Origin of the sequence: Curtobacterium sp. MCPF17_047, assembly GCF_003234045.1 — a bacterium.
Classification (GTDB): Bacteria; Actinomycetota; Actinomycetes; order Actinomycetales; family Microbacteriaceae; genus Curtobacterium.
Window position 1 is genome coordinate 230490 of record NZ_QKSF01000003.1, and the last position, 25845, is coordinate 256334.

Below are 25845 nucleotides of genomic sequence, written 5' to 3' on the forward strand. Positions count from 1 at the left end.
CGTGGCTCCTAGCCCTGTCGCAGTGCCTTGTCGGCGGCGACGGTCGCCTGCCGCAGCGTCTCGGCCGGGGTCCCCTCGCCCTGGAGCACCCGCGCGACCCCGTTGCCGACGGCTTCGGACAGGCCGTTGTAGCCGGGCACCGTCGGTCGCGCCTGTTCGGCGTTGGCGGAGTTCGCCTGCATGACGTCGAGCCCCGGCAACGCGGCGACCTGCTTCCGGAACGCGGCGCTGGAGGTCTCGCTCGAGCGGAGCGGCAGGTTGCCGACGGCGACGTTGAACCACTCGTCCTGTTCCGCCGAGGTCAACCACCGGGTGAACTCGGTCGCCCAGTGCGCGCGGTTCACGTCCTCGTTGTCGAACACCGTCCAGAGGTCCGGGCCCGACACGGTCTGGTGGTCGCCGTCGGTGCCCGGCAGCTGGACGACGCCGTACGAGGTCTTCGCCGTCTGCAGGGCCGAGAGTTGCCACGGGCCGGAGGTGATCATCCCGATCCGGTCGCTCGCGAACAGCTGCGCGGCCTTCGTGTCGGTCTGGTCGAGGTACACGCTGCGGTCGTCGACCGCCATGGCGCGGAGGAACGCGACCGCCTCGACCCCGGCCTTCGAGTCGAAGGCGGACTGTTCGCCGTCCTCGCTGAGGATCGCGCCGCCGTTCTGCCAGAGGTGTGGCCAGAGCTGCCAGGTGGTCTCCTCGCTGCCGGAGACCGAGTAGCCGTACCCGTAGGTGTGGCTGTCCGCGTCCGTCAGTCGCTTCGCCGCACGCCGGAAGTCGGTCCAGGTCCAGTCCGCGGTCGGGTACGCGACGCCGGCCCGGTCGAACACGGTGGTGTTGTAGAGCAGCGAGATGTTGTCGACGACGGCGGGGAACCCGATCACCTTGCCGCCGGTCGGTTGCGCGGTCTCCCGGGCCGCCGACGAGAACTCGTCCCAACGGACCTCCGGATCGGACACCACGTCCCGGAGGTCGAGCGTCCGACCGGAGCGCTCGAGCTGGCTCGCCCAGGAACCGAACGTGTAGGAGATGTCGGGGGAGTCGTGGCCGGCGAACGACGCCGCGAGTTTCTGGAGGAGCTCCTCGGTCGACGAGGCACCGGAGGACATGTCGATCGTGACGTTCGGGTGCTCCTCCTCGAACTCCGCGACGAGGCGCTGCAGGAGCTTCTCGGCCCGGTCGCTCTGGCCGGACCACATGGTGATGGTGACCGGTGCGTCGGTGTCGAGCACGGTCGCCCCCGGGGAAGCGCAGCCGGCGACCATCGTCGTCGTGACCGCGAGGGCGACACCGAGCACGAGGCCCTTCAGCCGTCTGGTCGATGGTCGGAGGGTGGACGTCCGTCGTCGTGTCGGCACCGAGAACTCCTTCGTGATCGAACCGTGGGATGGGTCGTGGAGGCATACTGTGTGGTTTTGAGCAGTTGTCGCAATGAACGACCAGAAACGCGCAGTCCAGTTGAGCGAAAGGGAATCCGTGACGCACTTCCTCGAGTCCGCCCCGATCCTCCGGACCGGGTCGTCGAAGCGGTCCAGCCGCAAGATCGCGATCATCACGGCCGTTCGCGAACGTCGGAGCGTCGGGCTCGACGACCTGGTGCGGGCGTTCGGGGTGTCCGCGGCGACGATCCGGCGAGACCTGGCGGACCTCGAGGACCAGGGGCTCCTCGCCCGGACACACGGCGGAGCGCGGACCCTGTCACCGGCGTCCGAGGTCCCCGTCGGGCTGCGGGACTCCCAGTACCGCGACGCGAAGCTGCTCATCGCCCGCTGCGCCGCGACCCTGCTGCCCGAGGGGCCCTGCGCCGTGGCGATCGGCGGTGGCACCACGGCCGCCGGGGTCGCGCGTGCGCTGATGTTCCGGGCAGACCTCACCGTGGTCACGAACTCGGTGACGACGGCGTCGGAGATCGGCGGCCGGCCGAACCTCACGGTGGTGGTCACCGGCGGCGTCGTCCGCGGGCACTCCCTCGAACTGGTCGGTGCGCTGGCGGAGAGCACCTTCAACGCCGTCACCGTGGGGACGGCGATCCTCGGCATGGACGGTGTCAGCGTCGCGGGCGGGGCGACGACGCACGACGGGACCGAGGCGCGGACGAACAGCGTCATGGCGCGTCGGGCTCACCGGGTCGTGGTGGTCGCCGACTCATCCAAGATCGGCCGGGTCACCACGGCCCGGGTCGCCGACCTCGGCGACGTGGACGACCTGGTGACCGACGACGCGGCGGATCCCGACGAACTCGACCGCATCCGGCGGCACGGCGTCCGCGTCCACACGGTCAGCGTGCCGCCGCCGCGCTGACCCGCACCCGGCCGAACCGGTCCCGCCCGGCGAGGTGCGGCGCGGAGACGATCGTAGGAGCAGCTGCGGCATCGACGACGGAAGCGAGCACCGTGACTGCGCGGCGCTGGTGGTGCGTCGTCGGGGGTCGGCGGTCCGATGTCCACGAGGTCCGGGGGAGAATGAGCCCGTGGACGGTCAGGGACAGCAGCCGCGATGGCGGAAGACGTGGTCGACGGTGCAGGTCGGGGTGTTGTCCGCGGCCGTGGTCGGGTGCATCGTGCTCCTGCTGACCGGGGACGGGACGCTCGACCGGGTCTACGCGGTCGCGCTCGTGTTCTTCGGCATCGCCCTGCTCGGGCACGTCACCTTCCTGGTGCTCACGGCGCGGGCCGAGCGGGGACGCTGAGCGGACGACCGCGCACACGTCCACCCGCACCCTGTCAGGCTGTACTCCCCATGGAACTCATCGCGCCCGAACTCGTCGTCGTGCTCGTGGTCGCGATCGCCGTCGCCACCGCCGTCTCGAACCGGCTGCGCGTCGCGCCCCCGGTCCTCCTGCTCGCCTTCGGGGCCGCGATCGCCTTCATCCCGGCGTTCGGGAAGCTGGAGCTGCCCGCCGACGTGGTGCTCTTCCTGTTCCTGCCGGCACTGCTCTACTGGGAGAGCCTGACGATCTCGCTCCGGGAGATCCGGAACAACCTGCGCGGCATCGTCCTGATGGGCACGCTCCTGGTCGTGCTCACCGCCGGCGGTGTGGCGACGCTGCTGCACCTGCTCGGGATGCCCTGGGGCCCGGCGTGGGTGCTCGGTGCGGCGGTCGCGCCGACGGACGCCACCGCGGTCGGTGCGCTGACCCGGTCGCTGCCACGTCGGAACACGACCGTCCTGCGCGCGGAGTCCCTGGTGAACGACGGGACGACGCTCGTCATCTACGGCATCGCGGTCGCGGTCACGGCGGGGGAGCAGGAGCTCACCGTCTGGAACGTGTCCGGCATGCTGCTCCTGTCCTACGTCGGTGGGATCGCGGCCGGACTCGTGACGTCGTGGCTCGGGATGCTCGTCCTCCGTCGGATCCACGCGGTCGTGCTCGAGAACCTGCTGACGCTGCTGGTGCCGTTCGCCGCCTTCCTCGCCGCCGAGGCGGTGGGTGCCTCCGGCGTCCTCGCGGTCGTGGTGGCAGGGCTCGTCGTCAGCCAGGTCGCGCCGAAGCTCGACCGGGCCGAGACGCGCCAGCAGGTGCGGTCGTTCTGGTCCTTCAGCACCTTCCTGCTCAACGGCGCCCTGTTCGTGCTGGTCGGGATCGAGGCGACGATCGCCGTCCGGGAACTCGCCGGCAGTGAGATCGTGATCGGCCTCGGGCTCATCGGCGCCGTCTCCGTCGCCGTCGTCGTGCTGCGGTTCGCGTTCCTCAACCTCTCGTGGGGCACGATCCGTCTCGTCACGCTGCGGACGGGAGGGTCGCCCCGCGAAGGACACCGCGACCGGCTGGTCAGTGGGTTGACCGGGTTCCGCGGCGCCGTCTCGCTCGCCGCCGCCGTGGCCGTCCCGCGGCTGGTCGAGAGCGGTGGCGCGTTCCCGGACCGCGACCTCATCGTGTTCGTCACCGCGGGCGTCGTGGTGGTCACCATCGTCGGGCAGTCGCTCGTGCTGCCGGCCGTCGTGCGCTGGGCGTCCTTCGACGGCAGCGGCGAGGTCCTCGAGGAGCGCCGATCCGCTGAGCGCACGGCACTCGAGGAAGCCCTCGACGCGCTGCCGCGGTTGGCTCGGAAGACCGGTGCCGAGGCGGAGATCGTCGACCGGATCCGCGAGGACTACGAGGGTCACCTGGCGCTCGTCAAGGCCGAGGAGAGCGAGGACGACGAGCACCCGCTGCTGGTCCAGCGCGGCGCGGCGGTCGAACTCGAGCTCGCACTCGTCCGGCTGAAGGCGGCGACGGTCCTGCGGTTGCGCGACCAGGGTGAGATCGACGACCTGGTGCTGCGGCAGGTCCGCGCCGAGTACGACGCCGAGGAGACCCGACTGCTCCGGCTCGACCAGCGCGGCTGACGATCCGTCCGCCTCCTTACGGCTGGCGGGCGTCCGCCGATAGTGCGTACTGACCACCCACGGACGGGCGGTCGAACACCTGCCCCACGGACGGCGGCGGGTCGATCGAGAACCAGGACGGGCCATGATCGTCGTCACGCGACTGAACGGCAGCGGATTCGCTGTGAACCCCGATCTCGTGGAGCGCATCCAGGAGACGCCGGACACGACGCTCATCATGGTCGACGGGGCGAAGTACATCGTCCGCGAGTCGCTGGCCGAGGTCATCGACCGCATCGCCGGGTACCGAGCACGCATCGTCAGCATGGCGTACGGCACCGACCTGCCCGTCGGCCGCGACGGCACCGGCCCACAGCCGACCCTCGCCCCGGTCGCTCCGCTCCGCATCCAGGACGGAGGTCGCTGACGTGGACATCGCGACCATCATCGGCATCCTCCTGGCCTTCGGCGCACTCTTCGGCATGGTCGAGATGGAGCACGTCGAACTCGGCGGTCTGTTCCTCCCCGCGCCGATGCTCCTGGTGTTCGGCGCCACCATCGGCTGCGGCATCGCGAGCACCACGCTGAAGGACGCCCTCTCGGCGTTCAAGTCCGCGCCGAAGGCGTTCACCGGCAAGGTCACCCCGCCGCAGGCCGTCATCGACGACGTCGTCGGACTGGCCGAGACCGCCCGCTCGAACGGCCTGCTCGCGCTCGAGCAGGAGGCCGACAAGCACGACGACCCGTTCATGAAGAAGGCACTGCAGAACATCGCCGACGGCACCGACGGCGACGAGCTGCGGATCCTGCTCGAGGACGAGATCGAGTCGAACGCCGCGCCGATGCGGAGCGCGAGCGCGTTCTTCATGGGGCTCGGCGGCTTCGCCCCGACCGTCGGCATCATCGGCACCGTCGTCTCGCTGACCCACGTCCTGGCGAACCTCGGCAAGCCGGACGAGCTCGGCCCGCTCATCGCCAGCGCCTTCGTCGCGACGCTGTGGGGCCTGCTCACCGCCAACTTCCTCTGGCTGCCGATCGGTGGGAAGCTCCGGAAGCTCGCCCAGCTCGAGTCGGACCGGCAGACACTCCTGATGGAGGGCCTCCTGGCCGTGCAGGCCGGCAGCCAGCCACGGCTCCTCGGTGAGCGCCTCACCGCGATGGTGCCGCCGAGTGCCCGTGGTGCCTCGGGCAAGAGCGCCAAGGTCAAGGCCGGCGCCGACGACCAGCAGCTGGCGGCCTGAGCATGAGCGCCAACCCCCGGGGGCGCGGGCGCGGTCGCAAGAAGGGCGGCCACGACGAGGCCGAACACCCCGACGAGCGCTGGATGGCCTCGTACATGGACATGATCACGGTCCTGATGTGCATGTTCCTCGTGCTGTTCGCGATGTCGACCGTCGACCAGGAGAAGTACATCGCGCTGAAGAACTCGCTCGCCACCGGGTTCGGCGAGGTGAAGTCGCAGAAGGTCGACACCGCCTCCGGCACCGTCGTCACGAAGGACCAGGTCGAGGACGGCTCCGGCTACGCGACGGACAAGGCGCAGGCGGACCACTCCACCGCGGCCTCGGGGACGAAGGACACCAACGTCGACCCGGCGTCCACCGTCGTGCCGCAGACCGCGACCGAGGCGGACGTCAAGGCCGCGCAGGAGGAGCTCGACGACCTCGAGGCGATCGAGGCCGCGATCAAGGGCAACCTCGACAAGGCGGGTCAGAGCTCGAACGTGCAGTTCACGGTCGACGCCCGCGGACTCACCGTCCGGCTGATCGGCAGCGAGACGTACTTCGGCACGAACAGCGCCGACCTGTCGGACCAGGCGAAGCGGATCATGGACGCCATCGCCCCGGTCCTCCGCGGCGCCGACCACGACGTCAGCGTCGAGGGACACGCCGACAGCCGGAACTCCACCGCCCCGTACGCCACGAACTGGGAGCTCAGCGCCGCCCGCGCGACCGGGGTGCTCCGCGACCTCGTCGAACGGGGCGGGATGCCGGCCGCCCGGATCCAGTCCGTCGGCTTCGGGTCCAGCCGGCCGCTCGCGAAGGGCTCCACGGACACCGACCTCGCGTTGAACCGCCGCGTCGACATCGTGGTCCTGTCGAACGCCGACCAGGACGTCAGCGCCCTCATGCCGAGCCTCGCGGAGGCGCAGGACGGAGCCCGCTCCGGGTAGGCGCGACCGTCGCCCCAGAAGAGGGGCCAGAGCTGACGGCCGTCCCCCGGCGGCCGAGAGTACGACTCGTGACCGAGACCCTGACCGCGCCCGAGGTGTACGACTTCGCGCGCCCGTCGACGCTCGCTCGCGAGCACGCCCGGGTCCTCGAGCTGGCCTTCGAGACCTTCGCGCGGCAGTGGGGCACGCAGCTGACCGCGAAGGTCCGTGTCCTCAGCCAGGTCGCGTGCGAGCAGGTCGCGATGATGACCTACGACGAGTACGCCGCCTCACTGCCCGCGCTCACCGGGATGGTGCTGCTGCCCATCGAGGGCGTCACCGCCAAGGGCGTCCTGCAGGTCCCGCTCGACGCCGCCCTGACCTGGGTGTCACACTCGCTCGGCGCCTCGAAGCCGCTGCCGACACCCGAGCGGACGTTCACCCCGATCGAGCAGGCCCTCGTGCGCCGCCTGGTCGAGGACGCCCTCGACGACCTCCGCTACTCCCTCGGCGGGCTGCTCGACCAGCCCGTCACCGCCGGGGCCTTCCAGTTCAACAGCCAGTTCGCCCAGGCCGCCCAGAAGTCCGACCTGATGATCGTCGCGTCGTTCGAGATCCGGGTGGGGGAGCGCATCGCCGCCGGCACGCTCGCCCTGCCCGCCGAGGCCGTCCTGCCCCAGCTCGTCGACCGCCCGGCCGACGTCTCGACCGCCGACGCGAAGGCACTGCTCGACGCGCAGCTCGCGTCGGTGCCGGTCGGCGTCTCGCTCCGCTTCGCCCCGGCCACCGTCCTGCCGGCACAGGTCCTCGGCCTCGCCGTCGGCGACGTCCTGCCGCTGCCACACCCGCAGCACCGCCCGCTCACCATCTCCGTCGACGGTGAACCCGTCGGCACCGCCGCCGTCGGCGCGAACGGCTCGCGGCTCGCGGGCGTCGTCGTCACCACCACCGCATCGGAGCCGTCCGCATGACCGCCGTCACCGCCACCCTGCACACGACCGCCGCCGAGGCGCTCGCCAGCGCACTGCCCACCGCCGTCCCGCTGGTGGCCGTCGCCCAGCCGGGAGGCCCGTCCGCCGACCTGCAGGCACGTGCCGCCGACGCCGTGGTCGCCTCCTTCGTCGGTGGCGTCTCCGCGGACCTCGCCGTGGTGCTGCTCGACCTCGCCGCCATCACGGCAGCGGGCGGCGTCGACTCCGGCCTCGTGTCCGTCGCCGACGTCCTCCGCCCGTCCCTCGAGGCCGCGGTCGCCCCGTTCGGTGCCGGCGTGCTCGGTGAGGGCCGCCGCGACTCCGCCGTCGCCCTGGTCGCCGACCCGGAGGCGGTGGTGTTCGCCCTGACCGCCGCCGGGCAGCCGATGGGCTGGATCGCGATCCGGATCCGCGAGAACGGCACCGTCGCCGAGCCGATCGCGGCCGCGCCGGTGTTGTCCGCGGGCAACCTCGGCCGCATCAACAGCGTCGAGATGACCCTCACCGTCGAGATCGGTCGCACCCGGATGTCGGTGCGGGACGTGCTCGGCATGGAGCCCGGTGCCGTCGTCGAACTCGACCGCTCCGCCGGTGCCCCCGCCGACGTGCTCCTCAACGGGCGGCTCATCGCGCACGGCGAGGTCGTCGTCGTCGACCAGGACTACGCCGTCCGCATCACCAAGATCCTCGACGTCGCCGAGACGGTCTGACCCGGTGGACACGCTCGTCATCGCACTCCGCGTCGCACTCTCCCTCGGTGTCGTGCTCGCCCTCATGTGGGTGCTGCACCGCCGCATGCAGAAGGGGCAGTTCGGCGCGGGACGCACCCGGGGGCGTCGTTCGGCGTCACTCGAGGTCGTCGCCCGTCAGGGCATCGGCGGCAAGGCGAGCGTGGTCGTGGTCGACGTCGACGGGGAGCGGCTCGTCCTCGGTGTGGCCGAGCACGGTGTGACGCTCCTCACGAGCGGCCAGGCGCCCGCGCCGGAGCTCACGATCGTGACCGGTCCGGTCGCGCTGCCGACGGCGGACGCGTTCCGTGCGGAGCTGGACCGACAGGACGAGGGCCGGTCGGGCCTCCAGTCCGAGACCGACACCGACACCGACACCGCCGAGTCGCTGCCGCTGCGGCCGCGCGGCCGACGTGCCGCCCCGCGGACGAACGCGGTCGTCCCGACCGCCACGCAGCTGCAGGGCTCGGTCCTCTCCGCGGACACCTGGCGCCAGGCGGCATCGGCGCTCCGCTCCCGGCGGACCGGGTGAGCGCGGCCCGCACGGGCAGGGTGCTGCTGTTCGTCCTCCTCGGACTGACGATGGTGGCTGGCTTCCTGATGCTCACCACGACCGGCGCCCACGCGGCCGGTGTGGTCCAGCCGACCGCCCCGGCGGCGCCGACCGCCCCGCCGACGCCGTCCACCGGCGGCTTCAGCGTCGACGTCAACGGCCCCGACGGCACGCCGTCCTCCGCCGTGGTCACCCTGATCGGGATCACGCTGCTCAGCGTCGCCCCGGCGCTGCTGCTGATGATGACCTCGTTCACCAAGATCTTCGTCGTCCTCGCCATGACCCGGAACGCGCTCGGCCTGCAGTCGATCCCGCCGAACCAGGTGATCGCCGGACTCGCGCTGTTCCTGTCGCTGTTCGTGATGGCACCCGTCATCGGGCACGTCAACGACGACGCCCTGCAGCCGTACCTGGCCGGGCACCTCGACTTCCAGCAGGCCGTCGAGATCGGCACCAAGCCGCTCCGGACGTTCATGCTGCACCAGACCCGCGACGAGGACGTCGCCCTCATCACCCGGGCTGCCGGTCAGGCGAACCCGAAGGACATGTCCGCCGTGCCGATGACGACGGTCATCCCGGCGTTCATCATCTCGGAGCTCCGCAGCGCGTTCATCATCGGGTTCGTCATGTTCATCCCGTTCCTGGTGATCGACCTCGTCGTCTCCGCAGCCCTGATGTCGATGGGCATGATGATGCTCCCGCCGGTCATGATCTCGCTGCCGTTCAAGATCCTGCTCTTCGTGCTCGTCGACGGCTGGGGCCTCATCATCACGTCGCTGATCGAGAGCTACCACGTTGTCTAGCCGCACCTCGCTGCTCGGCGGAGCACTGCCCGGGAGGCACGCGTGAACCAGCAGGCGGTCATCGACCTCACCCTCCAGGCGCTCCTCGTCGCCGGCAAGCTCGCGGCACCCGTGCTCATCACCTCGCTCGTCGTCGGCTTCGCGATCTCGCTGTTCCAGTCCGTGACGCAGATCCAGGAGGTCACGCTCTCGTTCGTGCCGAAGGCCCTGGCCGTGGCGATCGCCCTGGTCGTCTGCGGCAACTGGATGATCTCCGAGATGATCGCCTTCACCCACGTGGCGTTCGACATGATCCCGAAGCTGCTCGGGAGCGGCTGATGGACCTGGTCTTCGACGCCGCCCGACTCGAGGGCACGATGCTCGCCGGCGTCCGGCTCGTCGCGTTCTTCGTGGTCGCCCCGCCGTTCTCGTACAAGGCGTTCCCCGGCGTCGTGAAGGTGATCCTCGGCCTGGGGCTCGCGATCGGCGTCGCCCCGAAGGTCACCGCCGGGTACGAGCAGCTCGACACGGCCGCGTTCCTCGTCGCCCTCGTCACCCAGCTGCTCGTCGGACTGGTGCTCGGCTTCATGGTGTACCTGGTGTTCGCGGCCGTGCAGTCCGCGGGCGCGCTCGTCGACCTGTTCGGCGGGTTCACGCTCGCGCAGGCGTACGACCCGCAGTCGCAGGTGAACGGCGCCCAGTTCACCCGGCTGTTCCAGATGGCCTCGCTCGCGTTGCTGTTCGCCTCCGGCGGGTACCAGCTGATCATCGGCGGGCTGGTCCGGTCCTTCGACGGTGTGCCGCTCGTGGACGGCCGGTTCCCGATCGACGGGATCGCGCCGATGCTCGTCGCGGCGTTCGGGCAGATGTTCCTCGCGGCACTGCAGATCGCCGGCCCGCTCGTCGTCGTGCTGTTCCTCGCCGACGTCGGCCTGGGCCTGCTCACCCGCGTCGCCCCCGCCCTGAACGCGTTCCAGATGGGCTTCCCGATCAAGATCGGCCTCACCGTCCTGTTCGCCGGCGCGCTCTTCATGGCCCTGCCGAGCGTCGTGTCGTCCCTCACGGGTGACGCCGTCCAGGCGATCACGGGCAGGGGGTGACGGCATGTCGGACAGTGGAGAACGCTCCGAACAGGCATCCGACAAGCGGATGCGCGAGGTGCACCGCAAGGGGCAGCTCGGCCGGTCGCAGGACCTCAGCGCCTGGATCGGCATCGCCGTCGCCGCGCTGATGGTCCCGTCCACGATCGGGCACGCCTCGGCGGCCGGGCAGCAGCAGCTGCACGCCGTGACCCTCGTCATCGCTGACCCGAGCATCGGCACGATGCGGCACGTCCTCGACGACGCCCTCGCCTCGATCGGCAGCACGATCGGCCCGATGCTCGCCGTCGTCGCCGTCGCGGTGCTCGCCGTCGCGGTCGCCCAGGGTGGGGTGCACATCAAGAAGCTCACCCCGGAGCCGGACCACTTCGATCCCGTGGCCGGCGTGAAGCGGGTGTTCGGTACGCAGGCGCTCTGGAACGGGGTGAAGGCACTGCTGAAGACGGCGGTCGTCGGTCTCGTGCTGTGGTTCGCCGTGCAGGGACTCGTCCCCGTGCTCATGTCGAGCGGCTCGCTGCCGCTGACGAGCGTCCTCGAAGCTGCCGGAGCCGGCGCGGGCACCCTGCTCCGTGCCGCGATCGCCGCCGGGCTCGTCCTCGCCGCGCTCGACGTGTTCGTCGTCATCCGCCGGAACCGCAAGCGGACGATGATGACCAAGCGCGAGGTCAAGGACGAGAACAAGCAGGCCGAGGGTGACCCGCTCGTGAAGTCGCAGCGTCGCTCCCGCCAACTCGCCGCCAGCCGGAACCGGATGATCGCCGCGATCGGCACCGCCGACGTCGTGATGACCAACCCGACGCACTACGCCGTCGCGATCAGGTACGAGGCCGGCAAGTCCGCACCCCGGGTCGTGGCGAAGGGCGCCGGACCCGTCGCCGACGCCATCCGCCTGAAGGCCACCGAGGAACGGGTGCCGATGGTCCAGGACATCCCGCTCACCCGTGCCCTGCACGCCGCGTGCGAGCTCGGGCAGGAGATCCCCGTCGACCTCTACACACCCGTCGCCCGCGTCCTGTCGTTCGTGATGACGCTCGCCGCCCGCGGTGCCACCGCCGGCACGCACACCCCGCCCCGCCCCACCACCCCGGAGGAGGTCGCCACCGTGCTCGACCCGACCACGCTCAGCGGCGACGTCCGACCCCGCAAGCTCCGGACCCCGCGTCCCGTCACCGAACCCACTCCCGGAGAGGCCCTCCCCGCATGAAGCGCGCCGACCTGCCGAAGTTCGCCGTACCGGTGCTCATCGTCGGCATCATCCTGCTGTTGATCCTGCCGGTGCCACCGTTCCTGCTGGACGTCCTGATCATCTGCAACATCCTGCTGGCGCTGGTGATCCTGCTCACGACGCTGTTCGTGAAGAAGCCGCTCGACTTCTCGGTGTTCCCGTCGCTGCTGCTCGTCGCGACGCTGTTCCGGCTCGGGCTCAACGTCGCCTCGACCCGCCTCGTGCTCGCGCAGGGCTTCGCGGGCGACGTCATCCAGGCCTTCGGGCACGTCGCCGTGGCCGGCTCGGTCATCATCGGCGCGGTCATCTTCCTCATCCTCGTGGTGATCCAGTTCGTCGTCGTCACGAAGGGCGCCGAGCGCGTCGCCGAGGTCGGTGCGCGCTTCACCCTCGACGCGATGCCCGGCAAGCAGATGGCCATCGACGCCGACCTCAACGCCGGACTCATCACGGACGAGCAGGCCAAGGAGCGCCGCGCGTCGGTGTCCGCCGAGGCCGACTTCTACGGCGCGATGGACGGCGCGTCGAAGTTCGTCAAGGGCGACGCGATCGCCGGCATCCTGATCCTCGTCATCAACCTCGTCGGCGGCATCGCGATCGGCATGCTGCAGAACGGCATGTCGATCACGGACGCGCTGTCGCACTACGGCATCCTCACCATCGGTGACGGCCTGGTGTCACAGATCCCCGCGCTCCTGATGGCCGTGTCGACCGGCATGATCGTCACCCGCTCCGGGGCCGAGTCCGACATCGGCACGTCGGCCTCCGACCAGCTGTCGCAGTCTCGGACCGCCCTGATGATCGCCGGCGCTGCCGCGATCGCGATGGGGTTCATCCCCGGCATGCCGATCCTGCCGTTCCTGCTCATCGGCGCGACCCTGCTCTTCACCGGGTGGCGGATCGGTCAGAACGCGAAGCGTGCCGCCGCCACGGCCGCCGAGCAGCAGGCACTCGCGGCCGCCGCACCGGCGAGCGACACCCCCGAGGACCTCCTCGAGCAGATGCGCGTGCACGCCCTCGAGATCCTGCTCGCCCCCGACCTCGTCGACATGGTCTCCGGCGCCTCCGACGACCTCCTCGGCCGGGTCCGGGCACTCCGCCGCAAGATCGCCATCGACATGGGGATCGTCGTCCCGCCGGTTCGGACCCGGGACAGCATCGACCTGCCGCCCTCCACCTACGCCATCCGGATCGCCGGGGTCGAGGCCGGTCGCGGCACCGCGCCCGCGCGGAGCGTCCTGGCCCTCGGCGAACAGCTCGACGGCCTGCCCGGTGACCCCACCGTCGAGCCGGTGTTCGGCCTCGCTGGCAAGTGGGTCCCCGCGGAACTCCGGCACGCCGCCGAGATGACCGGCGCGACCGTCATCGACCGCGTGTCCGTGCTGGTCACCCACCTGCAGGCCGTGATCGGCGACAACGCTGCCCGGCTGCTCACCCGCGAGGACGTCAAGGTCCTGGCCGAGGGGGTCAAGCAGGTCAACCCCGCCGCCGTCGAGGAGCTCGTCCCCGGGATGCTCTCGATGGCCGAACTGCAGCGCGTCCTGCAGGGGCTGCTCGCCGAGCGGGTGCCGATCAACGACCTCGGCCGGATCTGCGAGGCGCTGACCCTCCGCGCGAAGGTCTCCACCGACCCCGAGGGCCTGGTCGAGTCGGCTCGCGCCTCGCTCGGTCCGGCACTGGCCGCCCGACACCTCGACGGCACGGTGCTCCGTGTCATCATGATCGACCCGGTGCTCGAGCAGGCGATGCTCGAGGGGCTCCGGCCGTCCGAGCAGGGCAGCCAGATCCTCCTCGACGCGCACCGGATCGAACAGGTCCTGGGCTCCGTCCGGGACTCGGTCCGCGCCGTCGAGGACCAGGGGCTGTCCGCCGTCCTGGTCTGTGCACCCCAGCTCCGTCCGGCCGTGCACCGCATGGTGTCGGCGCAGGCGAACGGGCTGCCGGTGCTGTCGTACCAGGAGGCGACCGCCGCGGGCTCCACCATCGAGACCGTGGGGGTGGTCCGTGCCGCCGATCCGATCGCAGCGTAGCGGCGCGACGCTCGACGAGGTCCGCGCCGGCGTCCTCGCCGAGTTCGGCCCCGGCGCGCGCATCGTCTCCGCCGAACGCGTCACCACGGGCGGCGTGGCCGGGCTGTTCCGGAAGGCCCATGTCGAGGCCGTCATCGAGGTCCCCGACCCGCTCGACCCGCCGACCGCCCGCGTCGCGATCGCCTCCTCCCCGGCCAAGCGCGTGGGCATCGCGGCGCTCCTCGCCGACGCCGAGGCAGCCGAGTCCCGCATCGCCGGCTCCGACGGCACCGCCACCGTCCGGGCGGACGCCTTCGCGTCGGTCCTCGACGGTTTCGCCGCGGACGGACTGGCCCCGCCGCGCCGGGCCGCCGCCCGACCCGCCGGGGTCGAGCCGGGCCTCCCGTCCGCGACCGACGGTGCGGTCCCGTCCGTGACCAGCCTGCCGGGAGGCCCGGACACCGACCCCTGGGCCGACCTGCGCGCCGAGATGCTCGCCCCCGCGACCAGCGGCGTCCCCGCCGCTCCGGCGCCCGCACCCGCGGTCCGCTCGGCAGACGGTGACCTCGTCCTGCTCGTCGGCCGCGCCACCGACGTCGACGCCGCCGCCGGGGTGTTCGCGAGCCGGCACGGCCTGCGTGCCACAGCGGCCTCGGACCGGCGGAGCGGCATCCTCGCCCGCGCCGACGCCGTACGGGACGGCGTCGCACTGCTCGCGGTCGCGGCGTGGACCGACGTCGCGACCACCACGTCACTCGCGCCGGACCAGGTGTGGGTCGTCGTCGACGTCGGGCGGAAGCACGAGGACGCGGTCACGATGCTCGGGGCCGTGGTCGAGGTGGGCGTCCCGATCGCGGGCGTCCTGGCGATCGGCGCCGAGGAGACGAGCACCCCGGAGACCGTCCGCCTGCTCGGGGTCCCGGTCCGGACGCTCTGACCGATGCTCGCCGCCGCCTGGTGCTCGTCGCTGCCGGGCTGGCGGCGGGGGAGTCGCTAGGCTGGTGCGGTGCTGGTACTCACGCGGAAGGTCGGCGAGCGGATCCTCATCGGTGACGACATCGTCATCACGGTGCTCGACTCCCGCGGTGACGGCGTCCGCATCGGGATCGACGCCCCGCGTGGCGTGAAGATCCAGCGCGAAGAGGTCGTCCGTGCCGTCGCCGAGGCGAACGTCGCCGCTGCCGCAGGCGCCGACGACGACGCCGAAGCACGCCTGCGGGCCGCACTCGGCGCCCCGCGGCCCCCCGCTGCCGACTGACGCGCTGCGGCCTGCTGCCGCGGCGCCGCCCGGCTGCGCCCAACGGCATCCGGCTCGAACCGCGGTGTCCCGCGGTTCGCCCGGGTTCCTGTTGTGCGGGTCCTCGCCGCGCCAGCTGGCGGCAGCCCGGCGGTACCCCGGCGGCAGTGCCGCCCGCCCGCCGGCCGGGCGCGGCGCCGTTCGGCTGCGCCCAACGGCATCCGGCCCGAACCGCGGTGTCCCGCGGTTCGGGCCGGTTCCTGTTGTGCGGGTCCTCGCCGCGCCAGCTGGCGGCAGCCCGGCGGTACCCCGGCGGCAGTGCCGCCCGCCGGCCGGCCGAGCGCGGCGCCGTTCGGCTGCGCCCAACGGCATCCGGCCCGAACCGCGGTGTAGCGCGGTTCGGGCCGGTTCCTGTTGTGCGGGTCCTCGCCGCGCCGGGCGCTGCGCGCGCCGCGCGCGCCGCGCCGGGCGCCGCGCCGCGCGCCTACGGCCGGGGCTTCTTCTCCTGCTCGGGGAGCCGACCCGCAGCACGCTCGGCGGCGTACCAGGCGCGGGCCTCGTCCTGCCGTGCCTGCTCGGCACCGGCAGCGATGGGGGAGCGGACGTGCGCCGGCTCGTACCCGAAGGACTCGATGAGCTGCGGGACGACCGGACGGATCCGCGCCACGAGCCGGTCGACGTACGCCGAGACCGCTCGGGCACGCTGCGCCGAGAGCCGACCGTGCAGCAGGTGCCAGTCGAGGTGCTGCTCGATCAGCCCGAGGGCGAACAGGTCGCGCAGCCAGACCAGCACCGTCCGGGTGTCACCCGGCGGGACGTCGGCGATCGCGTCGGTGAAGGCGTCCCACTGCATGAGCTCGGCGTGCGCCTTCGACGCCTCGATGAGCTCGTGCTGTGACCGGTTCAGCAGCACGGCCGCGCGGGCACGGTCCTTGCCGGCGGTGCGGAGGCGCATCCCGATCTCGGTCACCATGGTCTCGACGCGCCCGGCGAGCAGCGCGCGCTGCGTCCCGCTGTCCTGCAGGTCGGCCACCGAGGCCGCGAGCGAACCGCGGTCGGACACGGTCTGGCCCAGCCGGCGGAGGCCGGTGGCATCGGCGAGCTTCGACCCGACCTGGGTCGCGACGAACTTCGCGGTCGACGCGGCTCCGCGCGGTGCGGCCTTGCGGAAGTCGGTGAGCAGACGCTTGCCGACGAGCTGCAGCAGGACGGTGTTGTCGCCCTCGAACGTCACGTAGACGTCGAGATCGGCGCGGAGGCCCGTGATGCGGTTCTCGGCGAGGAACCCGGCGCCGCCGGTCGCCTCGCGGCACTCCTGCAGCGTGTCGAGTGCCGACCAGGTGGACATGGACTTGAACGCCGCTGCCTGGGTCTCGAGGTCCTCGCGACGCTCCGGGGTGTCCGCTCGCCCGCTGAACACGTCGTCGAAGGTCTGCAGCAGCTTCTCGTGGGCGAAGGACTGCGCGAACACGGTCGCCAGACGCGGGATGAGACGGCGCTGGTGCCGGCCGTAGTCGAGGAGCACACCCTCCTGCCCGTCACCGGTGGGGAACTGCCGACGCTGCATCGCGTAGGTCAGGGCGATCTGCAGCCCGACCTTCTGCGCGACGACCGCGGCACCGTCGAGCGACACCCGGCCCTGCACGAGCGTGCCGAGCATGGTGAAGAAGCGCCGGCCGGGGGACTCGATGGGCGAGGAGTACGTGCCGTCCTCGGCGACGTCGCCGTAGCGGTTGAGCAGGTTCGTGCGGGGGATCCGGACGTGGTCGAACCAGAGCCGGCCGTTGTCGATGCCGTTCAGTCCGCCCTTGACCCCGTCGTCCTCGCCGCCGACCCCGGGCAGGAAGCCGTCGTCGTCGCGGAGCGGGACGTAGAAGGCGTGCACACCGTGGTCGATGCCCTGCGTGACGAGCTTGGCGAACACGACCGCGGCCTTGCCGTGCAGGGCGGCGTTGCCGATGTAGTCCTTCCACGCACCGCGGAAGGGTGTGTGCACGACGAACTCCTGCGTCTCCGGGTCGTAGGTCGCACTCGTCGCGATGTTCTGCACGTCGGAGCCGTGGCCGGTCTCGGTCATCGCGAAGCAGCCGGGGACGTCGAAGGCGATGATGCCGGGCAGGAACTCGCGGTGGTTCCGCTCGGTGCCCAGGTGGTGCACGGCCGAGGCGAAGAGACCCCACTGCACGCCGGCCTTGATCTGCAGTGACGGGTCGGCGACGGTCAGTTCCTCGAACGCCGCCAGGTTACCGCCGTGGTTGTCCTGACCGCCGAACTCCGGCGGGTAGGGACGCTGGATCGCCCCGGCGTCGACCAGGATGCGGAGCTGCTCGAAGACCCGGGCACGGTGCTCGGCGATCGGCTGTCCCTCGATCTTGTGCAGCGCGGGGTCGCGGGCCAGTCGGCGGGAGATCCGGCGGTCTTCGGCCCAGCGACCGAGCAGGTGCTCGGCGAGCAGGTCGACGTCGATCCGGACGTCGGTGTCCGTGCCGCCGGTCGGGGTGCCGGCTGCCGGGTCGCCCGTGGCGTCGGCCTTCGGCGCGCTGCCGGAGGCTCGCGTGTCCGAGCCCGGCGTGCCGGTCGGACCGGCGCTGCTCGGACGGCGCTCGGTGTTGCTGCGGACTGGTGCGGTGTCGACCATCGGGTGCCTCCTGAACTGCACGGTGGACGGACCGCGTCACTGCAGGGCGGTCCGACCACGCCAGCGTAGGCACCCGTGTTGCGGATGGCATGACAGCCGTGCCAGGGCCACAACCGGTCCGGTCGGCTGATCCTCGTCGTTGGTGGGAACCCTCCAAGACCCGCCCGGGACATCCGTGGGGACCCTGGTGGGGATTCGGCGTGTACCTCGTTCCGGGGGCACACTGGCCGGCATGTCGAGCACCACGGAGCCGGACCGGCGCGGCAGCGGACGCACCTTCTTCGGGCAGCCGTTCGAGCTGTCCACACCGTTCGCCGTCGAGCTCTGGGAGCGCTTCTCGTTCTACGGCATGCAGGGCATCGTCCTGCTCTACATGTACTACTCGCTCACACGGGGTGGCCTGGGCATCGACCAGGGGTTGGCGAACGGCATCATGGGCGCCTACGGCGGCTCGGTGTACCTCTTCACGATCCTCGGCGCGTGGGTCGCCGACCGCCTGATCGGCGCCGACCGGACGCTCTTCGGCAGCGCCGTCGTCGTGATGCTCGGTCACATCGCGCTCGCCCTGGTCCCCGGGGTCGCGGGCATCGGGGTCGGGCTCGTGCTGATCGCGCTCGGCTCCGGCGGCCTCAAGGCCACCGCGACGACGATCGTCGGCTCGCTCTACACGCGCGACGACCCGCGGCGCGACGCCGGCTTCTCGCTGTACTACCTCGGTGTGAACCTCGGCGCCTTCGCCGGGCCACTGCTCACCGGACTGCTGCAGTCGACGCTCGGATTCCACTACGGCTTCGGGCTCGCCGCGGTCGGGATGGCCGCGGGACTCGTGCAGTACGCGATCCGCCGACGGAACCTGCCCGACGCCGTGCAGAAGGTGACGAACCCGCTGCCGCGTTCGCGCTACCCGCTGGCCGTCGTCGTGGCGGTCGCCGGACTGGTCGTCATCGCGGTGGCCGTGCTCACCGGACTGCTGACCGTGTCGACGCTGCCGGTCGTCGTGGTGGTCGTGGTGGTCGTCGCGACCATCGCCTACTTCGTCGTGATCCTGTCCAGTGGCCTGACCCCCGACGAGCGCTCCCGGGTGTTCGCGTTCATCCCGCTGTTCATCGGCAGCGCGGTGTTCTGGTCGCTGTACCAGCAGCAGTTCACCGTCGTGACGGTCTACGCGGACCAGCGCCTGGACCGTGACCTGTTCGGCTTCACGATGCCGGTGTCGTGGGCGCAGTCGATCAACCCGGTCATGATCATCGTGCTGTCGGGGCTCTTCGCCGCACTCTGGACCCACCTGGGCGACCGCCAACCGTCCACGCCGACGAAGTTCGGCCTGGGGACGGGGATCATGGGCGTGGCGTTCCTGCTCTTCCTGCCCTTCGTCGGCACCGGTGAGAACGGCACGCCGCTGCTCGCCCTCGTCGGCATCCTGCTCGTGTTCACCGTCGCAGAACTGCTGTTGTCACCGACCGGGCAGTCCGTCGCCACGAAGCTCGCGCCGCCGAAGTTCCAGACGCAGATGGTGGCGCTGTTCTTCCTGTCCGTGTCGCTCGGCACCGCGCTGACCGGCGTGCTCTCCCGGTACTACGACCCGGAGCACGAGGCGCCGTACTTCACGGTCCTCGGCCTGGTCGCCGTCGTGGTCGGTGTCGTCCTGCTGGTGATCGCTCGGCCGGTGCTGCAACTCATGCGCGGCATCCGCTAGCTGACGCGCGGCACCGCACGTCCGACGGGCACGGTCCGGTAGCCTGGAGCGCAGCAGACCGGCCCGCCAGACCGGCACCAGATCACGAGGAGTCACCCCCATGCTCGAGCTCATCGCAGGCATCATCATCGGCATCGGCGTCCTCGGTGGGTTCGGCACCTGCCTGGCCTTCGCCGCCATGATGAAGTCCGGCTCCGAAGAGTACTGACCGGTCAGGACGCTCCGGCGTCCACGGTCTCCGGTTCCATCGGGACCGGCACCAACTGACGACTCTGGACGGTCGCGCGCTCGAACGGGCCGCGGCCGTCCGTCGTGTAGGCGGGCTCGTCGAACTCCACGACCCAGGCCACGCGGACCCCGGCACCGGCGTACCCGGCGAGCTGCGCGCCTCCCGGAGCGACGATCAACCCGATCGGGTCGTCCGCCCACTGGTCGCCGCGGTCCGACGGGACCACCCGGACGACGGCACCGATGCCGAGGACCGGGACGTCCGGCGGCACCGCTCCGGCGGAGTCGTCGGGAGCAGCAGGGCGGGGAGCGCGACGTCCGAACACGCCACGACCCTACCGCCGGACCCCCGGCAGCGAGCCTGGACCGTGCTCAGTCCCGCCGGATCTGGGTGACGGACGAGTAGCCGGTGTCCGGGTGCTTCCGCATCGACAGCAGCCGCTCCATCGACGGTTCCAGGGCCGTGACCTTGTCGAGCGGCGCGCTGACCACGAGCTGGAAGCCGAGTCGCAGCCACGCGGTCACCGCACGGCCGGCGAACTCCGAGTCGGCCTTGATGAACGCCTCGTCGAGGAACACCGGCGCGAACCGCGGTCGGGGCCGGGTCTCGTCGCCGAGCTGGTAGCGGAGCGCCGCACCGACGATGAACGCCACGAGCTCCTGCGTCTCGCCACCGGACTTGTCACCGAGGGACGAGTACACGCCGAGGTCGTCACCCGCCGTGTCGTAACGGACGGCCGTGATCTCCATGTGCCGACGGACGTCCAGGACGGCGTCCCGCTGCGTGGTGCGCCCGCGCGGGGACTCCGGGTCGGGTCGGATGACGGCCATGAACCGGCGCAGGCGTCGGAACCGTGTCTCGAGGACGTCGTCGGTCAGCTCGGTGTCGACCGAGGCGGACAGGGCGCGGAGCTCCCTGCGGAACTGGGTGACGTCCTCGCGCGTGACGCGGCGGATGACGATCTTCAGCCGGTCGCGGTTCGCACCGAACGGCAGGTCGCGCAGGATCTCGTTGACCGGTTCGAGGCGCTCCTCGATCTCCACGACCGCGCGGTCGAACGCGCCGGAGAGCGGCACGAGGTCCTCGCCGCTCCATTGGGACAGCCGTCGACGCCATTCGCTGCGTCGCGCATGGAGGCCCGTGGCGACGATCTTGTCGAGGATCGCGCGGTAGTCGGGGTACGACGCCACCCCGGTGCCGAGGTTCGGGTCTGGCCAGGCGTCCTGGTAGCGCTCGAACGTCGTGGTGAGTGCCACCGAGGCGGTCGCGGCACCGTCGAGGGCCTGCGACAGGCGCTCCTCGAGTCGCCGCCGGAGGCGTTTGGTCGCGTCGTCGAAACCGTCCACGCCCTCGGGTGCCCCGACCTCGTCGAAGGCCTCGGCGAGCAGACGTTCCTGCTGCTCGTCGGGCAGCCGCTCGGGCGCGTCGGTGAACCGTTCGAGGATCTCGCTGGCGGCGTCCTGGCCGTCGACGAGCACCGCGTGTCGTTCCTCCAGACGTTTGACGCTGAGCCGTGCGGCGGCGCGACGGTCGGCGGCGTCGTCGAGTGCCGCGCGGAGCCGGGCGACGGACGCGCGGAGAGTCCGCAGTCCGTCGTCGGCAGCCAGGAGCGCCTGGCGTTCGTCCTCCAGTCGGGTGAGCGACGCGTCGGCGCCGGCCACGTCGACGGCGTCCCACGTGACGTCCACGCGGTGTCGGTGCGCGGTGCGGAGCGTGTCGAGGGCGGCCAGGTCCTGCGCGATGTCGGTGCGGCGGGCCTCCAGGGCGGTGAGGTCGGCGGCGATCTCGGCGAGCTCCGTCTCGACGGAGCGGACCCGGGACTCGTTCGTGAAGCCGATGACGTTCGCCTGGCGGCGGTCGCCGTGTGCGCCGCGGCGGCCGTCGCGGAGCTGCCCGGCGACGGTGACGCGTCGGCCACCCCCGCCGAGGTCGGCGGCGTCCTCGACGCAGCGGGCGTCGATCCGGTCGGACTCGATGCGCTCGCGGACCCAGGTGCTGAACGGCGACGGCTTGATCGCGAGCTTGCCGGAGACCATCGAGCTGTCGCCGGGCAGGTCGATGTGCGGACCCATCGGGACGCCCTCGAACTGCACCCGGACGGGCAGACGCAGCGCGTCGATCGCGGCGCTGAAGTCGTCGAGGCGGTCCTCGTCGACGAGCAGGGTGCGGGCGACCGGGGCCAGCACGGACTCGATCGCGGTGCGCCACTGCTCCTCGGCGGGCAGGACGTCGAGGAGTTCGGCGACGAACGGCACCTCCGCGGGGTCGATGCCGGCGGCGCGGGCCATCGCGACGCGGGCTTCGTGCATCGGCAGCGGCATGGCGCCCTGGCGGTGCTCGAGCGACCGACGCTCCTGACGCAGGGTCCGCTCGCGGTCGAGGAGCGGGTACTCCTCGCGGGTCAGGGCGTCGCGGCGGCTGTCGAGGTCGTCGCGCCGAGCGGGGTAGGTGCCGAGGAACTCGTGGCTGGCGCGCTGGGCCTCGGTGAACTCGGCCTCGCTGGACAACGGTTCGCCGAGGGGCGCGGTGCGCTCGTCGAAGACCTCGCGGGCGCGGGCGACGGCGGCGCGCTCCCGGGTCCCGCGGTCGATGCGGTCCTCGAGCTGCGCCAGCGCGTTGCCGCCGGAATCGCGCAGTCGGGCCTCCGCGTCGCGGAGCTCGACCTCGACCGCGGCGTGCCGGGCCGAGGCGGCCTCGACCTCGGCGCGGGTGGCGGTCCGCTCGCGGGTGTTCCGCTCGACCTCGAGGTCGAGCAGCTCCCGCTTGCGGGACGCCGTCCAGTGCGCGAAGGGCGAGACGTCCGCGCCGGTCGCGATGCCGTCGAGCGCCGCCGCTGCCGCCCGGGACCGTTCGATCTCGTCGTGCAGCTCGCTGATGGGGGAGAGGATGCGGACCTTGCGTTCCTCGGTGTCCATCGCCTCGTACGCCTCGTCGAGGGCGGCGAAGTGGGCGAGCGCGCGGTCCGCCGCCTCGTAGGTGCCGGGGGTCTCGAGCACGAGCGACTTGTACAGGGCGTCGACGGTCGGCATGTGCTGACCGGCCTGGATGCGGGCGAGCAGGCGCATGGCGCGGTTCCCGCCGCCGGAGTCGCCGATGCCCAGCCGGGTCTGCAGCGTGTACGCGAGCTCCTGGTAGGTGTCACGGATCACGAGCCCCGGGATCCGGCCGGTGAGTTCCAGGTGCGCGAACCGGGAGGGCACGAAGTCCTCGAGTCGGCGCAGGTCGAACACGTCGTCGACGGTCGCCATGGTCATCTGGATGTCCGCCACACCACGGGCACGGCGCGGCACGATGTAGGCGCGGAGGACCGTGAACCGCCGCTCGTCGTCGTTCCGGAACGTGACCGCGACGGCGCCCCACGTGGTCTGCTCGTCGCCGCGGAGCGTGACGTCCTTGAGCGCACCGGTCTCCGGGTCACGCCGGGTGTCGACCTTGCCGCGCAGGTAGGTGAGCAGGTTGCGCTGGTCCGCGCTGCGCGCCCGGCCGGTCGTCGCGTCGTTCGAGGCGCCGTTGAACGGCACGTCGGACGGCATCATCACCGCGAGGTACGCGTCCATCAGCGTCGACTTGCCGGTCCCCGAGGCACCCGAGATCAGGGTCGCCGTCCCGGAGAGCTCCACCTGGCGGTGGCCCTGGAAACCGCCCCAGTTGACGACCTGCATGGACTCGGCGCGCCACTGCGCGACGGTGTCGAACAGGGCGGGGATGCCCGTGGTGTCGATGTCGACGGTGCTCACGCGCGGTCCTCCTCGGTCTCGTCGGTGTCGGTGTCGGTGTCGGTGTCCGTGTCGTCATCGGTCAGGAGGGTCGGATCACCCTCGTCGGACGCCGCACCACCGTCGGTGGTCGCGTTCCGCAGCGTGGTGCTCGTCAACCACGTGTCGAGCTCGACCAGTCGTTCGAGGGGCAGGAGGACCTCGACGACGCTCGCGATCCGGAAGCGGTCCGGGTCGGAGGTCTTCAGCAGCACCCGGGCCGTCACCAGTCGCTCGACCGCCTTCGCCACGCGGGCCTCGTCACGGGTGCGGTCGGTCGCGGTCGCCGGTCGGAAGCCGGACACGTGCCCGAGGATCTCGGTCCGGTCCACCACGACCTGGTCGGGGCCGGGACGGGCGTCGGCACGCAGTCGCATCCGCAGGTAGACGAGGACGATCGTCTCCTCGCGGGTGTACGGGGCGTCGCGGAGCAGGGTCGGGAAGCCGCGGCGGGTGCTCTCGGAGCGGGCCTGGCGCTTGAAGGCGACCTCGCGGTCCCGGTCGACGTGGAGTTCGAGGAACAGGTCGTTCAGTCGGGACCGGAGCTGGTGCTCGGCGTCCAGGACCGCACGCCACTCGTCCACGTGCGTGCGGGCACTGACGTAGGGGTGCCGCAGCAGGGCGACCAGGGCGCGGCGCTGCGGTTCGTCGAGGCGGCCCTCGTCGCCCTCGAACAGCGCGAACGTGCTCTCGTCACGCTCCGCGAGTGCGTCGCCGGAGAATTCGCCGGAGAATTCGCCGGCGAAGTCGACGGTTCCGTCGGCGTCCACGCCGGAGGCGTCCTCGAACGCGACCTCGTCGTGGACGGGTGCTGGCGTCGTGTCGCTCACCGTGCCTCCTGGCCGGGTTCGTCGTCGGGGCCCGGTGCATCGCCCGCGGGGGCGAGTGCTGCGGTGGGCATGTGGAAGGTGACCGGCTCGCCGTCGGGGCGGACGGTGTGGTGCGGCGCGGAGGCCGTGCCCGCCTCGAAGTCCGGGTGTCCGGTGAGCAGGTGGGCGAGTCCGAAGAGCTCGACGGGGCGGCGCTGCTCGGCGGGCAGCGCGTGGAAGGCCTCCACGCTCGAGCCGGTCGCGGCGTGCGCCAGGGCGTCGCGCAGCTCGGCGAGCAGCGGACCGCCGTGGCGGCGGAGCGACTCGACGTCGATGTCCTCGAACACGTCGTCGTCGGGTTCCTCGATCGGCGGTGGCACGGACTCGGAATCCGGGTCGTGGAACTTCTCGCGGAGCGTCCCGACCGCGGCGGACGGGGGCAGCAGGCCGAGCGGGACCCGGTCGCGCGCCGAGCCGGTGTCCATCCAGGCCGCGAGTCCGCGGTTCACCGAACGCAGCACGGCGTCGAGTTCGCGGTCCCGCACCACGTCGTGCGCGACGATCTGGTCGCGCAGCGTGGCGGTGAGCATCCGGCGCTGGGCGAGGACGTCCTCGATGCCCTGACGGAGGATGCCGACCGTGCCCCGGAAGGTCCGGCGCTCGGTCGCGCTGAGCGAGCTCGCGAACGGGTGTTCCAGGATCGTGGTGATGTCGTCGCGGAGCCGGAGGAGCAGCGCGTCGTCGCGCAGGAGCTCGAAGGCCCCCTGGAACGCCCGGCCCTCGGGTGTGGACTCCATGAGGTTGTCGGTCCGGGCCAGGTAGTCGTCCAGGATCTCACCGATCGGACGGACCTCTTGGCGGAAGTCCTCGACGATCTCGCGGTGCATCGTCGCCACGGCTTCCTCGACGCGCTTGAAGTCGCTCGGGAGCTGGCGGATGAGGTCGGTGAGGTTCGTGTAGCCGTCGCGCATCCGGTCCTCGTCGACCGTGACGACCTCGTCGCCGCGGGCCAGGCGGTCCCGCTCGGCCTGCAGCTCCGCGATCTGGGCGTCGAGCCGGCGGACATGGGTGTCCCGGTCGGGTTCGGCACGGGCGGCCCAACGGTGCACGGCGTCGACGATCATCGCCAGGCGGCTCTCGCTGATCAGCGCGCGCTCGGACGACAGCGCGTCGATGAGGCTCAGCGCTTCGAGGGCGTGGCTCGTCAGGCTGTACTGCTCGTCTCCGTCGGGGGAGTTCGAGCGGACGAGCCACTGTGCCGCCACCCACTCGCGGCAGAGCGACCGACCGTTGGGACGCGGTGCCTCGCCCGCCGGCAGGTCCCCGCTGGGGGAGTCGCCCGCCGGCACCCGCGCACCGGTCGCCTGCAGTCGGGCGACGTGCTCCTCGACCTGCAGGTGCATCCGGTCAGCCGGGACGTACTGCACGTCGCGGTCGAACACCGTGCGGAACACCGAGACGACCGCGGCACTCGTCGGACGGGACATCAGGCGGAGCGTCGGACGGTCGAGCACCTGGCGGACCCGGGCGAACTCGAGGTCGACGTCGGTCATGCTGCCCCTGGTGGTCGGACGGGTCGTGTGGTCGGACGGGTCGTGGTTGAACGGCTCGTGGTTGAACGGCTCGTGGGATGCGAAGAGCCCGACGCGGTGGCGTCGGGCT

At 71.7% G+C, this 25845-nt stretch carries 23 protein-coding genes; 17 read left to right on the forward strand and 6 right to left on the reverse strand.

The annotated features are described in order from the left end of the window. Window positions 1-8: 8 nt before the first annotated feature. A complete protein-coding gene (locus DEJ33_RS05125; RefSeq protein ID WP_258374748.1) occupies window positions 9-1349 on the reverse strand; it encodes an extracellular solute-binding protein in 1341 nt (446 codons plus the stop codon). Between the two features lie 118 nt (window positions 1350-1467). On the opposite strand from DEJ33_RS05125, the gene DEJ33_RS05130 reads away from it, so the two are divergent. The 16 genes from DEJ33_RS05130 (at window position 1468) to csrA (ending at window position 15077) form a co-directional block, all read left to right on the forward strand. Beyond that, on the forward strand, window positions 1468-2292 hold the full coding sequence (locus DEJ33_RS05130) for a DeoR/GlpR family DNA-binding transcription regulator (RefSeq protein ID WP_258374508.1): 825 nt from the start codon (window positions 1468-1470) through the stop codon (window positions 2290-2292). Between the two features lie 169 nt (window positions 2293-2461). After that, window positions 2462-2680 carry a hypothetical protein gene (locus DEJ33_RS05135; protein WP_110902372.1) on the forward strand — a complete coding sequence of 73 codons (219 nt, stop codon included), beginning with the start codon at window positions 2462-2464 and terminating at the stop codon, window positions 2678-2680. Window positions 2681-2730: 50 nt separating this feature from the next. Then, window positions 2731-4320, forward strand: coding sequence for a Na+/H+ antiporter (locus DEJ33_RS05140; protein WP_111077776.1), 1590 nt, complete (start codon window positions 2731-2733; stop codon window positions 4318-4320). 124 nt (window positions 4321-4444) lie between these two features. After that, entirely contained in the window at window positions 4445-4726 is a 282-nt protein-coding gene (locus DEJ33_RS05145; RefSeq protein WP_111077775.1) for a flagellar FlbD family protein, read from the forward strand. 1 nt (window position 4727) lies between these two features. Further along, on the forward strand, window positions 4728-5540 hold the full coding sequence (locus DEJ33_RS05150; RefSeq protein WP_111194392.1) for a motility protein A: 813 nt from the start codon (window positions 4728-4730) through the stop codon (window positions 5538-5540). 2 nt (window positions 5541-5542) lie between these two features. Next, window positions 5543-6472: a flagellar motor protein MotB gene (locus DEJ33_RS05155; protein ID WP_111194393.1), complete on the forward strand. Its 930-nt coding sequence runs from the start codon at window positions 5543-5545 to the stop codon at window positions 6470-6472. Window positions 6473-6540: 68 nt separating this feature from the next. Beyond that, entirely contained in the window at window positions 6541-7422 is an 882-nt protein-coding gene (locus DEJ33_RS05160; RefSeq protein ID WP_111077772.1) for a flagellar motor switch protein FliM, read from the forward strand. Next, window positions 7419-8132 carry a flagellar motor switch protein FliN gene (gene fliN / locus DEJ33_RS05165; protein WP_111194394.1) on the forward strand — a complete coding sequence of 238 codons (714 nt, stop codon included), beginning with the start codon at window positions 7419-7421 and terminating at the stop codon, window positions 8130-8132. The genes DEJ33_RS05160 and fliN overlap by 4 nt, the downstream gene beginning before the upstream one ends. A 4-nt stretch (window positions 8133-8136) precedes the next feature. Continuing rightward, entirely contained in the window at window positions 8137-8682 is a 546-nt protein-coding gene (locus DEJ33_RS05170; RefSeq protein WP_111194395.1) for a flagellar biosynthetic protein FliO, read from the forward strand. 50 nt (window positions 8683-8732) lie between these two features. Next, complete coding sequence (fliP, locus tag DEJ33_RS05175) at window positions 8733-9506, forward strand: flagellar type III secretion system pore protein FliP (RefSeq protein ID WP_258378096.1); 774 nt, start codon at window positions 8733-8735, stop codon at window positions 9504-9506. 42 nt (window positions 9507-9548) lie between these two features. Further along, the gene (locus DEJ33_RS05180) at window positions 9549-9824 is read left to right on the forward strand and encodes a flagellar biosynthetic protein FliQ (protein ID WP_110902510.1); all 276 of its coding nucleotides are present in this window, start codon (window positions 9549-9551) and stop codon (window positions 9822-9824) included. After that, entirely contained in the window at window positions 9824-10585 is a 762-nt protein-coding gene (locus DEJ33_RS05185) for a flagellar biosynthetic protein FliR (protein ID WP_110902363.1), read from the forward strand. Before DEJ33_RS05180 ends, DEJ33_RS05185 begins: the two co-directional genes overlap by 1 nt. Before the next feature lie 4 nt (window positions 10586-10589). After that, complete coding sequence (locus DEJ33_RS05190; protein ID WP_111194397.1) at window positions 10590-11789, forward strand: flagellar biosynthesis protein FlhB; 1200 nt, start codon at window positions 10590-10592, stop codon at window positions 11787-11789. Beyond that, a complete protein-coding gene (locus DEJ33_RS05195) occupies window positions 11786-13840 on the forward strand; it encodes a flagellar biosynthesis protein FlhA (RefSeq protein WP_111194398.1) in 2055 nt (684 codons plus the stop codon). Before DEJ33_RS05190 ends, DEJ33_RS05195 begins: the two co-directional genes overlap by 4 nt. Further along, on the forward strand, window positions 13815-14756 hold the full coding sequence (locus tag DEJ33_RS05200; RefSeq protein ID WP_111194399.1) for a hypothetical protein: 942 nt from the start codon (window positions 13815-13817) through the stop codon (window positions 14754-14756). The genes DEJ33_RS05195 and DEJ33_RS05200 overlap by 26 nt, the downstream gene beginning before the upstream one ends. 69 nt (window positions 14757-14825) lie before the next feature. After that, entirely contained in the window at window positions 14826-15077 is a 252-nt protein-coding gene (gene csrA, locus DEJ33_RS05205) for a carbon storage regulator CsrA (RefSeq protein WP_111044175.1), read from the forward strand. 463 nt (window positions 15078-15540) lie between these two features. Here csrA and DEJ33_RS05210 read toward each other — a convergent pair whose 3' ends face one another. Further along, window positions 15541-17694, reverse strand: a complete 2154-nt coding sequence (locus DEJ33_RS05210; protein WP_111194400.1) for an acyl-CoA dehydrogenase — start codon at window positions 17692-17694, stop codon at window positions 15541-15543. A gap of 232 nt (window positions 17695-17926) precedes the next feature. On the opposite strand from DEJ33_RS05210, the gene DEJ33_RS05215 reads away from it, so the two are divergent. Next, window positions 17927-19390: a peptide MFS transporter gene (locus DEJ33_RS05215; protein ID WP_111194401.1), complete on the forward strand. Its 1464-nt coding sequence runs from the start codon at window positions 17927-17929 to the stop codon at window positions 19388-19390. A gap of 212 nt (window positions 19391-19602) precedes the next feature. Here the strand turns inward: DEJ33_RS05215 and DEJ33_RS05220 are convergent, their stop codons facing one another. From DEJ33_RS05220 to DEJ33_RS05235, 4 genes are read right to left on the reverse strand one after another with little or no spacing between them, the layout of a single operon-like run. Beyond that, window positions 19603-19944: a hypothetical protein gene (locus DEJ33_RS05220; RefSeq protein WP_146242529.1), complete on the reverse strand. Its 342-nt coding sequence runs from the start codon at window positions 19942-19944 to the stop codon at window positions 19603-19605. A gap of 46 nt (window positions 19945-19990) precedes the next feature. Further along, window positions 19991-23356, reverse strand: a complete 3366-nt coding sequence (locus DEJ33_RS05225; protein ID WP_111194402.1) for an ATP-binding protein — start codon at window positions 23354-23356, stop codon at window positions 19991-19993. Then, window positions 23353-24204 carry a DUF4194 domain-containing protein gene (locus DEJ33_RS05230; RefSeq protein ID WP_111194403.1) on the reverse strand — a complete coding sequence of 284 codons (852 nt, stop codon included), beginning with the start codon at window positions 24202-24204 and terminating at the stop codon, window positions 23353-23355. Before DEJ33_RS05230 ends, DEJ33_RS05225 begins: the two co-directional genes overlap by 4 nt. Further along, window positions 24201-25736: a DUF3375 domain-containing protein gene (locus tag DEJ33_RS05235; RefSeq protein ID WP_220034442.1), complete on the reverse strand. Its 1536-nt coding sequence runs from the start codon at window positions 25734-25736 to the stop codon at window positions 24201-24203. The genes DEJ33_RS05230 and DEJ33_RS05235 overlap by 4 nt, the downstream gene beginning before the upstream one ends. Window positions 25737-25845 lie beyond the last annotated feature (109 nt).